The sequence below is a fragment of the Pseudonocardia alni genome, from assembly GCF_002813375.1.
In the GTDB taxonomy this organism is placed as follows: domain Bacteria; phylum Actinomycetota; class Actinomycetes; order Mycobacteriales; family Pseudonocardiaceae; genus Pseudonocardia; species Pseudonocardia alni.
In genome coordinates, this window is sequence record NZ_PHUJ01000003.1 from 3791913 (window position 1) to 3808333 (window position 16421).

At 74.5% G+C, this 16421-nt stretch carries 18 protein-coding genes; 6 read left to right on the forward strand and 12 right to left on the reverse strand.

Annotation, left to right across the window (positions count from 1 at the left end; all coding sequences use genetic code 11):
* Positions 1–85 precede the first annotated feature (85 nt).
* The gene (locus tag ATL51_RS18800; RefSeq protein WP_157818433.1) at positions 86–973 is read right to left on the reverse strand and encodes a nicotianamine synthase family protein; all 888 of its coding nucleotides are present in this window, start codon (positions 971–973) and stop codon (positions 86–88) included.
* Positions 974–1090: 117 nt separating this feature from the next.
* On the opposite strand from ATL51_RS18800, the gene ATL51_RS18805 reads away from it, so the two are divergent.
* From ATL51_RS18805 to ATL51_RS18815, 3 genes are read left to right on the forward strand one after another with little or no spacing between them, the layout of a single operon-like run.
* Positions 1091–1420, forward strand: coding sequence for a DMT family transporter (locus tag ATL51_RS18805; protein ID WP_062399751.1), 330 nt, complete (start codon positions 1091–1093; stop codon positions 1418–1420).
* A complete protein-coding gene (locus tag ATL51_RS18810) occupies positions 1413–1967 on the forward strand; it encodes a TetR/AcrR family transcriptional regulator (protein WP_073575889.1) in 555 nt (184 codons plus the stop codon). Before ATL51_RS18805 ends, ATL51_RS18810 begins: the two co-directional genes overlap by 8 nt.
* 29 nt (positions 1968–1996) lie before the next feature.
* Positions 1997–2713 (forward strand): metal-dependent transcriptional regulator, encoded by a 717-nt coding sequence (locus tag ATL51_RS18815; protein ID WP_301549084.1) that lies wholly within the window; start codon positions 1997–1999, stop codon positions 2711–2713.
* 36 nt (positions 2714–2749) lie between these two features.
* Here ATL51_RS18815 and ATL51_RS18820 read toward each other — a convergent pair whose 3' ends face one another.
* From ATL51_RS18820 to ATL51_RS18830, 3 genes are all read right to left on the reverse strand, one after another.
* Positions 2750–4525 (reverse strand): BCCT family transporter, encoded by a 1776-nt coding sequence (locus tag ATL51_RS18820; RefSeq protein WP_100879388.1) that lies wholly within the window; start codon positions 4523–4525, stop codon positions 2750–2752.
* A 284-nt stretch (positions 4526–4809) separates the two neighbouring features.
* Complete coding sequence (locus ATL51_RS18825) at positions 4810–5355, reverse strand: Dps family protein (protein ID WP_073575892.1); 546 nt, start codon at positions 5353–5355, stop codon at positions 4810–4812.
* Between the two features lie 35 nt (positions 5356–5390).
* Positions 5391–5555 carry a hypothetical protein gene (locus ATL51_RS18830; RefSeq protein ID WP_157818434.1) on the reverse strand — a complete coding sequence of 55 codons (165 nt, stop codon included), beginning with the start codon at positions 5553–5555 and terminating at the stop codon, positions 5391–5393.
* 98 nt (positions 5556–5653) lie between these two features.
* Here ATL51_RS18830 and ATL51_RS18835 point away from each other — a divergent pair, with 98 nt between their 5' ends.
* Positions 5654–6613, forward strand: coding sequence for a ring-cleaving dioxygenase (locus ATL51_RS18835; RefSeq protein ID WP_100879390.1), 960 nt, complete (start codon positions 5654–5656; stop codon positions 6611–6613).
* Positions 6614–6631: 18 nt separating this feature from the next.
* Here ATL51_RS18835 and ATL51_RS18840 read toward each other — a convergent pair whose 3' ends face one another.
* From ATL51_RS18840 to ATL51_RS18875, 8 genes are all read right to left on the reverse strand, one after another.
* A complete protein-coding gene (locus ATL51_RS18840; protein WP_100879391.1) occupies positions 6632–6994 on the reverse strand; it encodes an STAS domain-containing protein in 363 nt (120 codons plus the stop codon).
* Positions 6991–8103 (reverse strand): cobalamin B12-binding domain-containing protein, encoded by a 1113-nt coding sequence (locus tag ATL51_RS18845; RefSeq protein ID WP_100879392.1) that lies wholly within the window; start codon positions 8101–8103, stop codon positions 6991–6993. Before ATL51_RS18845 ends, ATL51_RS18840 begins: the two co-directional genes overlap by 4 nt.
* On the reverse strand, positions 8100–9749 hold the full coding sequence (locus ATL51_RS18850; RefSeq protein ID WP_301549085.1) for a PP2C family protein-serine/threonine phosphatase: 1650 nt from the start codon (positions 9747–9749) through the stop codon (positions 8100–8102). Before ATL51_RS18850 ends, ATL51_RS18845 begins: the two co-directional genes overlap by 4 nt.
* A 131-nt stretch (positions 9750–9880) precedes the next feature.
* Positions 9881–10645, reverse strand: a complete 765-nt coding sequence (locus ATL51_RS18855) for a YqjF family protein (RefSeq protein ID WP_100880804.1) — start codon at positions 10643–10645, stop codon at positions 9881–9883.
* 38 nt (positions 10646–10683) lie between these two features.
* Complete coding sequence (locus tag ATL51_RS18860; protein ID WP_100879393.1) at positions 10684–11358, reverse strand: DUF4383 domain-containing protein; 675 nt, start codon at positions 11356–11358, stop codon at positions 10684–10686.
* A gap of 118 nt (positions 11359–11476) precedes the next feature.
* Positions 11477–12631, reverse strand: a complete 1155-nt coding sequence (locus tag ATL51_RS18865; protein WP_157818435.1) for an AI-2E family transporter — start codon at positions 12629–12631, stop codon at positions 11477–11479.
* Positions 12632–12677: 46 nt separating this feature from the next.
* The gene (locus tag ATL51_RS18870) at positions 12678–14147 is read right to left on the reverse strand and encodes a sensor histidine kinase (RefSeq protein WP_100879395.1); all 1470 of its coding nucleotides are present in this window, start codon (positions 14145–14147) and stop codon (positions 12678–12680) included.
* The gene (locus ATL51_RS18875; RefSeq protein ID WP_100879396.1) at positions 14144–14848 is read right to left on the reverse strand and encodes a response regulator transcription factor; all 705 of its coding nucleotides are present in this window, start codon (positions 14846–14848) and stop codon (positions 14144–14146) included. The genes ATL51_RS18870 and ATL51_RS18875 overlap by 4 nt, the downstream gene beginning before the upstream one ends.
* A gap of 136 nt (positions 14849–14984) precedes the next feature.
* On the opposite strand from ATL51_RS18875, the gene ATL51_RS18880 reads away from it, so the two are divergent.
* Positions 14985–15503, forward strand: a complete 519-nt coding sequence (locus tag ATL51_RS18880; protein WP_100879397.1) for a CvpA family protein — start codon at positions 14985–14987, stop codon at positions 15501–15503.
* 87 nt (positions 15504–15590) lie between these two features.
* A complete protein-coding gene (locus tag ATL51_RS29095; RefSeq protein ID WP_100879398.1) occupies positions 15591–16274 on the forward strand; it encodes a hypothetical protein in 684 nt (227 codons plus the stop codon).
* Positions 16275–16421 lie beyond the last annotated feature (147 nt).

Sequence of the window (16421 nt, forward strand, 5' to 3'; positions counted from 1 at the left end):
CGTCGTCCTCCGGCGCGTCGCTGCGCCCCTCGTCGGAGCCCGGTTGCCCGGCCGGAGGCGCTCCGAACCGCGGGAGCGACGCACCTCACGTGGCGGCGCGGGCCACCAGGACCGAGTTGACGACGTCGGTGCGCGGGTGCACCTCGAGGAGTACGTCGAGTGCAGGCAGGTCGGCCGGGACGATCTCCGGGTAGAGCAGGGTCCGCAGCCCCGCGGCGGACCGCACGAGCAGGGTCGTGCCGGGCCCGGTCGCGCTGGTCAGCCGGGCGGTGATCGTGGCCTTGGTGGCGGCGTCCGGACCGACCAGGGCCCCGACGAGCACGAGGTCGGCCCTGCCCAGTTCGTCGGCGAGCGCGGGGGACAGCTGCGGGTCGTCGAGATCGGCGACCAGGCTGCGGACCCGCCCGTCCGCCCCGAGGGCGGCGGTGACCGCGTCCCCCGCGGCGATGGCCGCCCGGTCCCGGTCGACGTGCAGCACCTGCGCGCCGTGCCCGGTGGCCAGCACCAGGCCGGTCAGCGGCAGGGGCCCCGACCCGAGCACGACGACGCGCCGCGGCGCGGGCAGTCCGACGGCGGTCAGCGCGGCGAGCTCCAGCCGGACGAGGTCGTGGTAGTTGCCCAGGTAGGGGAACCGGTCCAGCTCGGCCCGCGGGTCGGGGGCGGCGGCGATCCGGCCCGCCCAGTGGTTCTCCATGTGGCCCTCGCCGGTCGCGGCGAGGGTCCGCAGGGCGTCCGAGTGCGGGGCGACCTGTGCCAGGACGCCCTCGGTGCAGCCGGCGGGCGGGAAGCAGCAGAGTCCGACGAGCTCGCCGAACGCGGCGTCGGTGTCCGGGGCGGGGCGCAGGTCGGTGCGCTCCAGGCGTCGTCGCAGGTCCACGAGTCGTGTCGCGACGGCGGCGACGGAGCCGTCGCCGCGGGGACGGCGGGGTGCGGGGAAACCGGGCGCGGTCGTCCGACTGCTCTGCGTGGTCACGATGATCCACCGTAAGCCAATGACAACCATTTCGTGCTCGGTCGTCCGGGTGGCGGGAAACTTGAGCGAACGCTCTACAATATGGCAAGGAGCGGACAGAGGGGGAGGAGTCCGGCGATGTGGGGTTGGCTCGCGCTCGCGATCGGCGCCGAGGTCACCGGAACGGTGGCGCTGCGGTTCTCGCAGGGTTTCAGCAGGCTGGTGCCGTCGATGATCACGGTGGTGGGCTACGGGCTGGCGTTCTGGTCGCTGTCCCAGGCGCTCGGCCGGGGGATGGCGCTCGGGATCGCCTACGGAACCTGGGCCGCGGCCGGGGTGGCGCTCGTCGCGCTGATCGGGGTGTTCTTCCTCGGTGAGTCGTTGACCTGGGTCCAGCTCGGCGGGATCGCGCTCGTCATCGCCGGGGTGCTCGCCCTGGAGCTGGGCGGCGCGACCGCGCATGCCTGATGCGATCGGACAGGACACCTCCGAGGCCGACGGTCGCCGCCGCCGCGGGGACCGGCGCCGCCGCGAGCTGGTCGGGGCCACGCTGCGGCTGGTCGGCGCCGGCGGGGTCGCCGCGGTCAGCCAGCGCGCGGTCGCCGCGGAGGCCGGCGTGCCGCCCAGCGCGGTCTTCTACTACCACCCCAGTGTCGACGCGCTGCTGGTCGCGACGCTCACCGCGGTCAACGACCGCTGGATCGCCCGGCTCGACGCGGTCACCGTCCCGGGCGACCTCGTCGCGCTGGTCGAGGACTGCGTCCGTCAGGAACGGGTCACCGCGATCGCCGAGTACGAGCTGTTCCTGCTGGCCGCGCGGCGCCCGGACCTGCGCGGTGAGCTGGACCGCTGGGACGTCGCGCTCGCCGCGGCCGCCGCCCGGCTCCTGCCCGACGACGCCGACCGGCGTGCGCTGCTGACCGCCGCGGTCAACGGGCTCACCCTGAGCGGTGCCCTCGGCTCGCCGGTCGATCCCGCCCTCCTGGCCCGGCTCTGCGCGGCCGGGACCGCCTGAGCCGCCGTCGCCGGGATACCGTGGTGGGCATGAGCGCGGAGCGCCTCTCGGAGTCCGTGGAGAACTACCTGAAGACCATCTTCCTGCTCTCGGAGCGGTGGGAGGGGTCGGTCGGGGTCTCCGCGCTGGCCGAGCGGCTGCGGGTCTCGTCGCCGTCGGCGTCGGGGATGGTGCGCAAGCTCGTCGACGCCGGACTGGTCGACCACGCCCGCTACGCCGGGATCACGCTCACCGCCGCCGGGCGGGTGTCCGCGCTCGCCGTGGTGCGCAGGCACCGGCTGCTGGAGATGTTCCTGGTCACCGAGCTGGACCTGGCGTGGGACGAGGTGCACGAGGAGGCCGAGGCGCTCGAGCACGCCGTCTCCGACCGGCTGCTCGACCGGATCGACACCCGACTCGGGCACCCGCGGTTCGACCCGCACGGCGACCCCATCCCGGCCCGTGACGGCACGATGCCTGTGGTCCACGCTCGCCGGTTGCCGGACCTGCGCTACGGCGAGGGTGGCACCCTGGTACGCGTCGACGACACCGACCCCGAGGTGCTCCGTTTCCTCGACGCGCACGACGTCCGGCTCGGCGACCGGGTGGACCTGCTGACCCGCAAGCCCTTCGAGGGGCCGTTCGTGGTGCGGCTGCGCCGCTCCCGCGAGCAGGCACGCCCCGCCCCGGGCGAGGCCGAGCACGAGTGGGGCCCGGCGCTCGCGACGGCCCTGTGGGTGGGCGGCGACGAGCACGGGCACCCGTGAGGTCCCGGGGCCCGGGTGTCCGGGCCCCGGGATCCGTCAGGTCGAGCCCTGGCGCCGCTCGAGCGCGACGTCCCCCGCGTGGTCGAGGACGTCGTCGCCGGAGTCCGGCTCGACCTCGTCCGAGGTCGCCATGGTGGCGACCGCGGTCTCGGAGTAGAGGGCCCCGTTGGGGTCGATGGCGGCCTGACCGTTCTCCGGCGCCTGCCCGTTCCGGTCGTCGGACCGCGCGGTGCTGCTCCGCAGGGTCAGCGCCGGCGACACCTCCACCGGGAGCGCGACGACGAACCGTTCGCTGCGCAGGCCCTTCATCAGGCCCACCGCCATGAGGATCAGCACGATGCACAGCGGCAGCCCGGCGAGGATGGAGGCGGTCTGCAGGGCGGAGAGCGCGTCCGCACCCGCGGCCGCTCCGGCGCCGAGCAGCACGGCGGCGATGATCCCCTCCAGCACGGCCCAGAACAGGCGCTGCTGCCACCGCGGGTTCGGGTCCCCTCCGTTGGTGAGGATGTCGATCACCAGGGAGCCGGAGTCCGAGGACGTCGCGAAGAACAGCACCACCACCACGATCGACAGCACCGACGCGAGCAGGGTGAGGATCTCCGGGACCGGCAGCTGCTGCAGGAGCAGGAACATCGAGGTCTCCGGCGAGTCCGGGGCGCCCGCCAGCGGGTTCGCCGGGTCGGCCCGCAGGATGTCCAGAGCGGTGTCGCCGAAGACCGTCATCCACACCATGGACGCGCCGACCGGGGCGAACAGTGCACCGGCGACGAACTGGCGGATCGTGCGGCCGTAGGAGATGCGGGCCAGGAACATGCCCACGAACGGCGACCAGGAGATCCACCATCCCCAGTAGAACAGCGTCCACCCGGACTGCCAGCTCTGGGCGTCGGCGTCACCGGGGAAGGTCTGGAAGCTCAGTCCCGGCAGCTGCTGGACGTAGACGCCCACATTGGCCGCCAACGAGTTCAGCAGGTCCCGGGTGGGTCCGAAGAAGAACACGAACAGCATCAGCGCCAGCGCCAGCCACAGGTTGATCAACGACAGGTTCCGGATGCCCTTGTCGATCCCGAGCAGTACCGACACGGCGGCGACCGAGGTGATGAGCAGAATCAGCACGATCTGCAGCGGAGTGCTGTTCTCCAGTCCGAACAGGGTCTCCAGCCCGGCGCCGACCTGCTGCGCCCCGATCCCCAGCGAGGTCGCCAGCCCGAAGAGTGTGCCGAACACCGCGACGACGTCCACCAGGTAGCCCGGCCAGGAGTTGATGCGGTTCCCGATCAGCGGATAGAGGGCCGCGGCGGGACGCAGTGGCAACCCCTTGCGGAAGGAGAAGTAGCCCAGCGAGAGCCCGAGGACGATGTAGATCGCCCAGGGGTGCAGCCCCCAGTGGTAGAACGTGTAGAGCATGGCGTTCTCCGCTGCCTCCGCCGTACCGGCCTCGCCGGTCGGGGGGCTCGTGAAGTGCGTCAGCGGCTCGGCCACGGCGTAGAAGACCAGCCCGATGCCCATGCCCGCGGTGAACAGCATCGCGAACCACGAGACGGTCTTGTACTCCGGCGCCGAGTCCGACGGCCCGAGTTTGACCCGGCCGAAGCGCGAGGCCATGAGCACGATGACGAACACGACGAAGGCGCTCGCGGTGAAGATGTACAGCCAGCCGAGATTGCCGGTCACGGCGGAGTTCACGGCGTCGGCGACGGAGCCGAGCGAGGCGGGGGCGACTGCACCCCACAGTACGAAGGCGAGTGCGAGCACCGCCGACGACACGAAGACGGGAGGGCTCGTGTGCTCCCTGAGATAGCGGGCGATCACCGTGTACCTCCGGTTCGGGGTTTACGCGTCGATTCAGGTGGAATGTCCGGCATGCGACTGTAGGTGGAGTGGTCGAACGGGGCAGGACGCCCGGGGCCGGGAGACAGGGTCGTCGACGCCGTCCCGCGGCCGCTCCGGGGTGTGAGCAGGGCGGACGCCCGGGACGGCGGTCCCCGGGCCCGAGGAGAACGATTCGGTCACGGCCGGTTCGGAGCACGACACGACCCGGGCCCGGTATCCGTGTGGATACCGGGCCCGGGTCGGTGTCGCGTCGTGGAGGACGGTCAGCGGGAGGCGTCAGCTGCGCCCTGCTCACCGGCTTTGCCCTGGGTGTTGAGCGAACCGTCGGCGTTCTCCAGGTGCGCCCGGACGAACCACTGGTACTGTTCCAGCTCACCGGCCTGGGCGATGAGCATGTCCTCGGTCACCGGGTCGAGCGCGCCGACCTTCTCGATCTGGGTGCGGTGGTCGGAGATGACCCCGGTGTAGACCACGTCGAGCGCGCCGAGGTGGGCGATCGCCTGGTCGCGGCCGATCGAGTAGTCGTCCCAGGTGCGGTCCTTGACCAGCGCGCCGGGGGTGCCGTTGGGCGAGCCGCCCAGGGTCGCGATGCGCTCGGCGACGTCGTCGACGAACCCGCGGACCGCGTCCACCTGCGGGTCGAGCATCTCGTGCACCGCGATGAAGTTCGGGCCGACGACGTTCCAGTGCACGTGCTTGAGCGTGAGCTGGAGGTCGTTCAGGGCGTGCAGACGGTGCTGCAGGATGTCGACGACCTGCTCGGCGTCTCCACGCTCGAGGCCGGGGACGGTGTAACGGATCGTGGCCATGGTTCTGTGCAGTCCTTCCGTGACGGGTGCGTGGTTCAGGACGCCGCAGTGCGGGGGTCGTCGTCCGCGACGGGCTGGGCGGCGAGGTGAACGCCGTCGCCGTCGGGGGTCTCGTCGACCGGGGTGTCGCTCTGCTCGGTCGGGACCGGGTGGCCCGTGCGCTCGTCCTGCTCGCGCTGGTCCTTCTCGGGCGTCGTCATGACACCCGGGTACCCCGGCCGGGCGGGTTTCATGCCCGGCGTCGGCGGCCCCGGGAACGGGTAGCCGAGGGCGAGCGACCACCCTGAGGAGCGATGCGATGACCCCCGGAACGACCGTCACCCCGCACGGGCTGCACCACGTCACGGCGATCGCCGGGGACCCGCAGCGCAACGTGGACTTCTACACCACCGTGCTCGGCCTGAGACTGGTGAAGCGGACGGTGAACTTCGACGCGCCCCAGGTCCACCATCTCTACTACGGCGACGAGGCGGGCCGTCCCGCCACCATCCTCACGTTCTTCCCGTGGCCCGACGTCGAGCCCGGCCGTCAGGGCGCCGGCCTGACGACCGCCACGGCGTTCGGCGTGCCGCCGGAGTCGCTGGGCTGGTGGCAGACCCATCTCGCCGCGCTCGGCGTCGACGCCGACGAGCCCCGCACCCGGGACGCGTCGTCGGGTGCCGAGGAGGTCCTGACCCTGCGCGATCCCGACGGGCTGGTGATCGACCTCGTCGCCGCGCCCGGCGACACCCGCTCGGGCTGGGACGGCGCCGGCAACGTGCCCGCCGAGCACGCGGTACGCGGTCTGCACGCGGTGACGCTGTCCGAGGCGGACCTCGAACCGACCCAGCGGATGCTCACCGACCTCGGCATGACCCACGCCGGCGACGACGGTGCCCGCAGCCGCTTCCGCACCACGGGGGACACCGCGACTGCCGTGGACGTGCTCGGCGGCGTCGACGGGCACGGGGTGCAGGCCGGCGGCACGGTGCACCACATCGCGTTCCGGGTGGCGGACCGGGCGACCCAGCAGCAGTGGCGCACCGAGCTGGTGGCCCGCGGCCTGGAGGTCACCGAGATCCTCGACCGGCAGTACTTCACCTCGATCTACTTCCGCGAGCCCGGCGGTGTGCTGTTCGAGATCGCCACCGACGAGCCCGGCTTCACCGTCGACGAGCCGCTGCTCGAACTCGGCCGCGCGCTGAAGCTGCCGCCGTGGCTGGAGCCGGACCGGGCGACGATCGAGGCGAACCTGCCCGCGCTGCGCGACCGGGGGTGACCGCGGCGGCCGGTCGGCTCAGGTGTCGAGCCGCTGCTCGCGGGCCGGCCCGTCGGCTCCGGTGAGATGCTCCAGGGTGTTGGTGACGCGCAGGAGCCGCTCCAGCGCGCCGACACGGTTGTCGAGGTGCAGCTCGACGCCTGCGGCCCGGGTCCGCCTGCGGATCATCAGCAGCGACGACAGACCGTAGGAGTCGCAGTACCCGATCCCGGCGCAGTCGATCCGCAGTTCACGCAGGCCGGGCCGGTCCGTCAGCAGCACGGCGACGGCGTCGGTGAGCGCGTCGGAGGTGGCGTAGTCCAGGTCACCGGCCGGCGCGACCATCGCGAGGTCCGGCGCGGGGCTGGTCCAGGTGAGGGACAGCTCTCGCGGGTCGCTCATGCGGGCCTTCCGGTTCGGTGCAGTGTCGTGCAGTAGGCGCCCTCGGTGACGGCACCGGCCGGGACGGGGGTGTCCGCGCCTCCGGTCAGCGCCGGGGACGTGGTCGCGCGCCGCAGCAGCTCCGACGCCCGGGTGAAGTCGCGCAGCTCGTCGCCGAGCAGGTCCAGGACCGGCCGCAGGACGGCCACCGGCACCGACCGGGCCTCGAGCACCTCGGCGGTCCAGCCGAGGAACTGCTCGAACAGCTCCGCGTCACCGGTGTAGAGCGCCACGGACAGGAAGTCGACGATGTGCCGGACGTCCTCGGCGGTGTGCCGGCGCTGCTCGTCGTCGTATCCGGCCATCGCCGGGACACGGTCGGGCAGGCGGTCCAGCACCGTGGCGACCAGCTGCGGGGCACTGCGGGTGACCAGCGTGTACTCCTGGTCGGACAGGTGCGGCAGGTCGTCCATCGGCTGGGCGTGCGGGTGCGCCGGGGCGGGCAGCCCGTCGGCGAGGGTCTCGGCGGCGGCCCGCGCGTCCGGGGCCCAGGCGTCGGCGCCGAGCAGGCGGGCGTAGCGGCCGTCCGTGCCGAACGCCCGCCCGCCGACGATCACCGGGACTCCCGCGGCCTGGCAGGCCGTGATCGTCGCGTGCGCGGTCGGCAGCCGGGTCGCGATCGACGACGACAGCGCCACCGCGTCCGGGCCGGTCCGGTGCAGGTGGGTGACCAGGTGCGCCGCGGGGACCTGCGCGCCCAGGTAGTCGACGGTGAACCCGCGCAGCCGCAGCACCTCGGCCAGGAGCCGGGCGGGCAGCGCGTGCCACTCGCCGTCGACGCAGGCCACGGTCACCCGGCCGCGCCCGCCGCCGTGCCGCCCGCTGGTCAGCGACAGCGTGCTGATCACGCGCTCGTTGATCGCGGTCGCGGCGTGCTCCTGGGCGACGGAGAGGCGGTTGGCCGCCCACTCGAGCCCGACCCGCTGCTGCACCGCGCCGATCACCTCGAGCAGCACGGCCTCGGGCTCCAGGCCGTCCCGCAGCGCGTCGACGACGACGTCGACCGCGCTGTACTCGTCGCCGCGCAGCACCGCGCCCCAGAGCAGGTCGGTGTAGCGCCCGGCCGTCATGCGGTGTACCTGCCCCGTCCCGACCCACCCACCGCGGTGAGGTGCCGGCCGCGCGGAGCGGTGACCGCGAGGACGGCCATGTCGTCGTGGGAGTTGCGCCCCACCCACTCGGTGGCGAGCATCTGCACCCGTTCGACGACGGCCTCGGCCGGCATCCCGGCGCACTCGGCGGCCGCGCGGCGCAGGCGCTCCTCGCCGAACTGGTCGCGCCCGAGCGGGCCGCCCTGGGCCTCGGTGATGCCGTCGGTGAACATCAGGCAGGTCTCGCCGGGCCCGAGCCGGGTCTCCCAGGTCGACGAGTGGATCTCGGGCAGCGCCCCGATCAGCGTGCCGAGCGTCGCGGCCTCCTCGACGCGGCCGTCGGCGCGGATGATCAGCGGCGGCGGGTGGCCCGCGCAGGTGATCCGCAGGCGCACGTCGGCCCCGCTGCGCGACACCGACGCCAGCACCAGCGTCACGAAGCGGGCGTGGTCGTCGGAGAGCAGCGCATTGTTGAGCAGGTGCAGCAGGCGCAGGTGGTCGTCGGCCATCGGCAGCAGCGCGTGCACCGCGCTGCGGATCTTGCCGGTGAGCACGGCGGCCTCCAGGCCCTTGCCGCACACGTCCCCCAGCACGGCGAGGGTCTCGTCGGAGCCCTCCGCGCCGGGGTGGACGTCGTAGAAGTCGCCGCCGACCCGCTCGGAGTCCTGCGCGGGCCGGTAGCCGCCGGCGAACTCGACCCCGGAGACGTGCTGCAGCGACGGCGGCAGCAGGTCGCGCATCAGGGTCTCGGTGATCAAGGCCTGCTGGGCGAACATGCGGGCCGCGGACATCGCGAGACCGGACCGGGCGGCGAACTCACGGGCGGTCGCCTCCTCACCCTCGCTGAACGGCCCGGTGTCGGCGCGGCGCAGGAGCACGATCGCGCCGGCCGGGATGCCGTGCCCCGGCAGCGGGGTGACGACGATCGAGCCGACCTCGCCGAACCCGTCCGGCGTCACCCAGGCGGGGGCCACGGCGGGGTCGATCCAGCGCGACGGCACCGGCGGGAAGCCCTGCAGGGCCTCGGCCAGGCCGGGGACCTCGTCCGGGTCGATGCGCAGTGCCCGGTGCCGGACGGGGCCGTCGGTGACGGCGTCGACGACCTGGAACTGCCCACGGGTGCCCGGGGTCATCACGAGCGCCCCGTCGGCCAGTCTGCTCACGGCGAGCTGGGCGGTGACCTCCATGCAGCGGCCCAGGTTCAGCGAGCCCAGGAGCGCGGCCGAGGCCTCGGACAGGAAAGCGGCGCGGGCCTGCTCCAGGTGCAGCTCGTCGCGGATGGACCGGACGTCGGTGACGTCGATCAGCCACCAGGTGACCGAGCCGTCCTCGTGCTGGACGGGCTGGGCCTCCAGTGCGCGACCGTCGACGATGTCGGAGAACGCGGTGGGGACTCCGCGGTCGGCGCCACCCGCGGTGGCCAGCCACGGGGCGACCCGGGACAGCGCATCCCCGGTACGGGCCCGGGGGAGGAGCGCGCGTGCTGCGCTGTTGGCCTGCAGCACGGTGCCGTCGGCACCGACGGTGAGTGCGGCGCACGGCGCATCGGTCCAGCGCCGGTCGACCACGGCCGCCGCGTCCGGTAGCACGGTCGCGTCGCCGGTCGTCGGCTCCAGTTCGGTCACATCAGCTCCTGGCCCTCGACGGGCCGGTCGTCGGCGCCCGGGGAGGCCGAGGCGCGGAACGCCCTACCGTACCGCGTAGGCGACAGTCCCTCATCCGGGGCGCGCGGCGCGGGGCCGGCACTGCGTGCCCCTCACCGGTGCTCGCGGACCCGGCGCCAGCCGCCGAACCGGACGGGCAGACCGGGTGAGGCGAGGACGCTGTCCGGGGGGCCCGACGGCGGCGCGGCACCGGCCGCGGCGACCAGGTCCTCGTCGAGGTCGAGCAGCTCGGCGCGGTGCAGCGGCCAGCGCGGATGGTCGTTGCGCCAGCGGACCGTGCCCAGCGGACGCCGGGTGTGCAGCGCCCAGCGTGCGGTGAGGAAGTGCTCGAGTTCCCCGGGTGCGGCCAGCGGGGCGCCGGTGCGGACCCGGGTCCGTGCGGAGACCCCGCGCGGGCCGGGGAAGCGGCGTGTGCAGGAGTAGACGATCTCCTCGCCCTCGGCGACCCGCCCGGACACCGTCGACGGCGACCAGTCGTAGGGCAGGGCCGCGACACCCCGCGCGGCGAGCACGGGCAGCATCCGGTCGGCGTCGAGCGAACGGAACACCACGCCCCGGCGACCCTCGTCGTCCACCGAGTACAGCCGGACGTTGGTCTCGGCGAAGCTGCCGAGCCAGGGCAGCCCGGGCAGCGGGCCGAAGCCCAGCCGCCGCATCCGGAAGTGGACGAGCCCGACCCAGGTGACGCCGTCGTGGGTGTCCGGACGGGTCCGGGGTGGCAGCAGCGGCGCCACCGCGGCGGGGTCGGCCCGCCAGTGCAGGAACACCACGTCGGCCCAGTACTGGTGGAGCAGCGGGTACCGGACCGGGGCGGGCGGGTCCGGGGTGACCGGCTCGGGCGCGACGCCGGACGGCACCGGTGCGGTGTCTCGGCCCGGTGCCGTGCGGCGGCCGGTCACGCCGGTGCGCCGCCGCGCTCGGTGCGGGCCTTCCACGCGTCGCGGCGCTCACCGGTGTCGCGGATGGCGTCGACCTCGGCGAGCATGCGGCGCTGCTCCTCGGTCCCGCCACCGTTCGCGACGAGCCGCTCGGTGTCGGCCAGGGAGCGGGCCGCGGCGATGTCGGCGGCGCCGGCGGGCAGCCGCTGGTCGCGGTCGTCGCCACCCTCGGCGTCGACGACGTGCTTCTGCTCCGCCGCGTAGGGGTTGTCCGACGGCAGCCGGCCGCTGAACCGCCCGTACGCGCCGAGGACCAGCATCACCAGGCCCACGAGCAGGCTGAACACGACGTTCGGCATCCGGAACGCCAGCAGGTTGTACGGCGTGCCGATGAGCAGCACGTTGACCACACCGGACAGCAGGAACAGCGCGCCGACGGTCACACTGACCGTCGAGGCGAACCGGCCGCCCCGGACGGCGGCGCCGACCAGCACCGCGCCGACGACCACCGACACGGTCGACAGCAGCAGGTTCGTGGACAGCCCCAGCACCGGCGACCCGGTGGTGGAGAAGAAGTCGAGGTTGTTCGTGAAGCCCAGCACCCCGAACACCAGGAGCATGATCCCGACGAGCAGGCTGCTGATCCGGTGCAACCCGTTCAGCCGGCGTGCGTCGGACCCGATCGATGACATGACGTCGTCCTCCGTTCGTCGAGCGAGGCACTCCGGGGATAGCCGATCGCCTTCCCGGACAAACCGCGCTGACCTGCGAAGGTGTGCCGTGTCTCGAAACCCGGATCCGGGTTGCGGATCAGACGGGACCGGGGAGCGCGACGGGCCCGGGGCCCTCGCCGCGCAGCGGCCGCGCCGAACGCGGGTCCAGCGGGTCGACGGTGCCCGCGTCGCGCAGCGTCTCGTCGCCGGGCCGGCGCAGTGAGCGGACACCGGCGTCGGCGAGGGTCACCAGCGGCACCGCGAGCAGTGCCCCGGGCACCCCGCCGACGATCAGCCCGGCGCTGATCGGCAGCACCACCGCGAGCGGGTGCAGCCGTACCGACCGGCCCAGCAGCAGCGGCTGCAGGATGTAGCCCTCGACGTTCTGCACGATCAGGAGCAGGCCGATCACGAGCAGCGCGTCCACCCAGCCTCCGGAGGCGAGCGCGACGAGCACCGCCACGATCCCGGTGACGACCGCGCCGATGGTCGGGACGAACGCGCCGAAGAAGATCAGTGTGGCCAGCGGGACGATCAGCGGGACCCCGATCACCCACAGGCCGACCGCCGCGGTCACCGCGTCGACGGCGGCGACGACGACCGTCGCCCGGGTGTACCCGACCAGCGACGCGAACGCCCGCCGGCCCGCGACGTCGGCCCTCCGTCGTACGTGCTGCGGGACCGCGGCGAGGACGAACCGCCAGATCCGCGCCCCGTCGTGGATCAGGAAGATCAGCACGAACAGCATCAGCAGGGTCTCGGCGGCCAGCTCGCCCGCGGTCCCCAGGGCGCCGATCACGTTGTTCGCCAGCGCGGCCTGGTTGCGCGCCAAGGTGTCGAGCAGCGACTGGAAGACGGCCGAGAGCTGGGTGTCGTCGAGCCGGAACGGTGGCCCGGCCAGCCGGTCCCGCAGCGCGACGACCGTCTCCCCGATGCTCGCCGACAGGCTCGGCAGCCCGTCGAGGAACGCCGCGACCGCCCACCACAGCACCCCGACCGCCACCGCCAGCCCGCCCGCGACGACGACACCCGTCGCCAGACCGCGGGGAACCAGCGGGACCCGGTTCACGATCCGGGCCACCGGCGCGAGCAGCGCGGTCAGGATCAGCGCGAGCACCACCGGCACGACCAGCACCGCGAGCTGCGCGATCAGCCACAGCACGACGGCGACGGCGGTCGCGACGAGAAGACCGCGCCAGGCCAGGCTCGATGCGATCACCAGACCCCGGGGGATCCGCGGTTCCTCGGTCACCGCGGCCTCCCGGATCGGACAGGGTCGGACTGATGGTTGCGTGACGTCACGACGGTAGTCCGCCGGGGCCGTCGGGGCCCGTCACGGGCAGGGTGAGGACGAAGGTCGCGCCGTCGTCGTCGGGTGGGCAGGTGAGGTCGCCACCGTGCGCGCGGGCCAGGCCGCGGGCGATCGCGAGGCCGAGCCCGGCGCCGCCGCTGTCCCGGTCGCGGGCGTCCTGGAGCCGGACGAGCCGGTCGAAGACGCGCTCGCGGTCGCCGTCGGCGATCGGGGTGCCGGTGTTGCGCACCGAGACCGACACGGTCCCGGCCGCCCGGTCGGTCCGGGTGACGACCTCGATCAGCCCGCCGTCGGGGGTGTGCCGGCGGGCGTTGTCCAGCAGGTTGGCGAGGATGCGCGACACCGCCTGCGGGTCGGCGCGCACCGCGGCGGGCTCCCCGTGGCCGTCGACGGTCAGCCCTGGCGCGAGCACCGCGGCCCGCCGGGTCTCGGCGCGGGCGATCCCGGCGACGTCGACCTCCCGTGGCGCCACCGCGGTGCCGCCGTCGATGCGGGCCAGGTCGAGCATGTCGGTGACCAGCCGCCCGGCCCGGCGCGTCTCGCCGAGCAGCAGCTCCAGGCGCCGGGTGCGGCGGGCGGGGTCGGCGTCGGGCCCGGACCGCTCCAGCGTCTCGGCGACGGCGGTGATCCCGGACAGCGGTGTCCGCAGCTCGTGCGCGGCGTCGGCGAGGAAGACCCGGGTCCGCTCGGCCTCCTTCCGGGAGCGCCGCTCGGCGTCGGTGAGGGCGTCGAGCATGCCGTCCATCGCCGCCGCCGCGGTGCCGAGGTCGGTGTGCGGGCGATCGGGCCGGAGCCGCGCGTCGCGCTCGCCCGCGGTGATCCGCCCGGCGAGCACGGTCATCCGGTCCAACGGGCGCAGCGCCGTCCGCACGACGAACGACACCGCACCGAGGGCGACGAGCAGGGTCAGGAGCACCGATCCGGCCAGCACCGCACGCAGGCCGTTGCGGACCTGGGTGACGTCGGCGGCGTCGGCGACGAGCTCGACCGTCGCCCCGCCACCGGCGTCGAGGGACACACTGCGGCTGCCGGTGTCCGGTGGGACGGGTGGCCGTCCGGCCGGGACCGGGGCGGCCGGCGGGCTGCTCGGGTCGTCGGTGCGGTCACCACCGGGGCCGCGGTCCGGCCGGCCGGCGGGCGGTGGGGTACCGGGCGGGTTCAGTCCGGGGTCGCCCATGACCTCCCCGTCGCCGGTGGTCACCTTGATCCGGATCTGCTGGCCGGACAGCCCGGTGACCAGCTCCTGCGGGGTGGCGCCCGCTGCGATCAGCTGCTGGGCCTGCACCACACGGTCCCGCAGCCGGGAGTCGAGATCGGACTCCAGGCGGGCCCCGAGCAGGACGTCGACGAGCACCACCACCAGGACCAGCAGCACCGCCACCACCCCGAGCACCGCGGCGGTGACCCGGCGGCGCAGCGACGGGGTGGCGGTGCGGCTCTGCGCGGCGGAGCTCACGACGGCCCGCGCAGCGAGTAGCCGAGGCCCCGCACGGTGTGCAGCAACCGAGGACCGTGCGCCTCCAGCTTGCGGCGCAGCGCCGACACGTGGACCTCGACGAGGTTGGGGTCGTAGGCGTCGTAGCCCCAGACCGAGCGCAGGATCTGCGCCTTGGACACGGTGCGTCCGCGCTGCTCGACGAGGTAGGTGAGCAGCCGCAGCTCGGTCGCGGACAGCTCCAGCACCGTCCCTCCGCGGGAGGCGACGGCGGCGTCGGGGTCGAGGACGAGGTCGCCCACCTGCACCGCGGACGGCAGCCTGCCCCGGCGGCGCAGCACCGCCGCGACCCGGGCGACGAGCTCGTCGAGCGCGAAGGGCTTGAGGACGTAGTCGTCGGCGCCGGAGTCGAGCCCGCGGAGCCGGTCGGCCAGCGCGTCGCGCGCGGTGAGCATGACGATCCCGGCGTCCCCGTGCCCACGCACGACGTCGATCAGCTCGAACCCGTCGCGCCCGCCGGGGAGCATCACGTCCAGGACGACGAGGTCCGGCCGGAACGCGGCGAGGCGCTCCTCGAACGCGACGCCGTCGACGACGCCCTCGGTCACGTGCCCGGCGTCGGCCAGCGCGTCCACGACGGACTCGCGGATGGCGTCGGAGTCCTCGAGCACCAGGACCCGGGTCGTGGGGCCGCGGCTGTCGTCGTCCTGGCGTGTGCTCACGGGGCAAGGGTGCGCCGCGAGGCTGAGGGGGAGCTGAAGGACCCGCCGGTTTCAGGTCCGTCTCAGGTACCGCGGGCATTGTCGTGGCAGACACCGAGACGACGGGCCGGCCGGCCCGCGGCGCGGAGAGGAAGAGATGACCCTGCTCGACGTGATCGTCCTGATCATCGTGGTGGCCGCCGCGATCGGCGGGTTCCGCCGCCTCGGCGGCGTGGCCCGGGCCGGGAGCCTGCTCGGCCTCGTGGTCGGTGCCGGCCTCGGCGCGGCCTGGGGCTCGAACCTGGCCCGCTACGGCGACACCCCCGACTCGGCCTGGTTGTGGGGCCTGGTCGGGGTGATCACCGGTCTGCTGCTGGGCTCGCTGGTCGGCGGGTTCCTCGGCGGACTGGTCAGCCGGGTGCTCGCCCGCGGCAAGCTGTCCCTGCTGGACCGCGTCGTCGGCGCCGTCACCGGTGCCGTGACCGCACTGCTGGTGATCTGGCTGGTCTCGTGGGTGGTCCCCGCGGTCGTGAGCGCCGAGGCGCTCGCCCCCGTGACGACACTCGCGCAGTCCCTGGGCGGCAGCCGGATCGTCGACTCGGTGTCGGAGCTGCTGCCCGCGACGACGTCCGCCGCCCGCGACGTCGTCGACGCCGCGCGGCCTCCCGCCGGCTGATCCCACCCGACCCCCAGCGGTCCGCCGTCCGGCGGTCCGCGACCCGCCGCTGCCCTCTTCCGGGCACGGCACCGTCCGAGGAGAACCATGAACGACGAGAACCGCACCCCCCGCGGCGACGACGACCGCCCCACCGACCGGCAGCCCCCGGTCCCCGCCGGCGAGACCCCTACAGCCCACACCCCGACCCCGCACGTCCGGGACGGTGTGCACGGCGGGGGGACCGTGGCCGCCGCCTCCGACCCGGGTGACCCTCCGCGACGACGCCGGTTCGCCGCCCTACGACGCCGGTCCGCGCTGCCCGCGGTCGCGGCCGGCGTGATCGGCCTGGTCGTCGGGGCCACCGCGAGCGGCCTGGTCGTCGGGACCGCGTTCGCCGGGCCGGGCGGCGGCCCCGCCCACACGGCGGTCGCCGCCGACGGCCGCGGCCCCGGTGGACCCGGCGGGCCCGACGGCTCCGGTGGCCCCGGTGGTGAGACCGGTGGCCCGGGCCGCGGCCCCGACGGTGCCGGTCCCGGTGGCCCCGGTGGCCCTGGTGCGTGCGGTCCGGCCGGTGGGCCGGGTCGTGACGGCGCGACTCCGCCCGCGCCGCCTGCCGGGGCCCCGACGCCGCCCGCTCCGGGCGCCGCCCCGGCCGCCCCGGCCGCCCCGGGTGCGACGGGTCCGGGTGTCACGGCTCCGCGCCAGGGCGGCGCCGCTGCCCCGGCCGCTCCTGCGGCCCCTGCTGCTCCCGCGGCCCCGGGGTCGTCCGCCGCTCCCGCCGCTCCGTGAGCCCGTACGCGCGGCGACACCGACCGGTGTCCTCGCGCGTGGGGGAGGGGAGAAGGGAGTGCTCCTCGTCGGATCGCGTCGCGCATTCGCCCCCGACGCGCTGCAGGATCCGACGAGGAGCACTCGACGGACCAACGCGCCGGAACG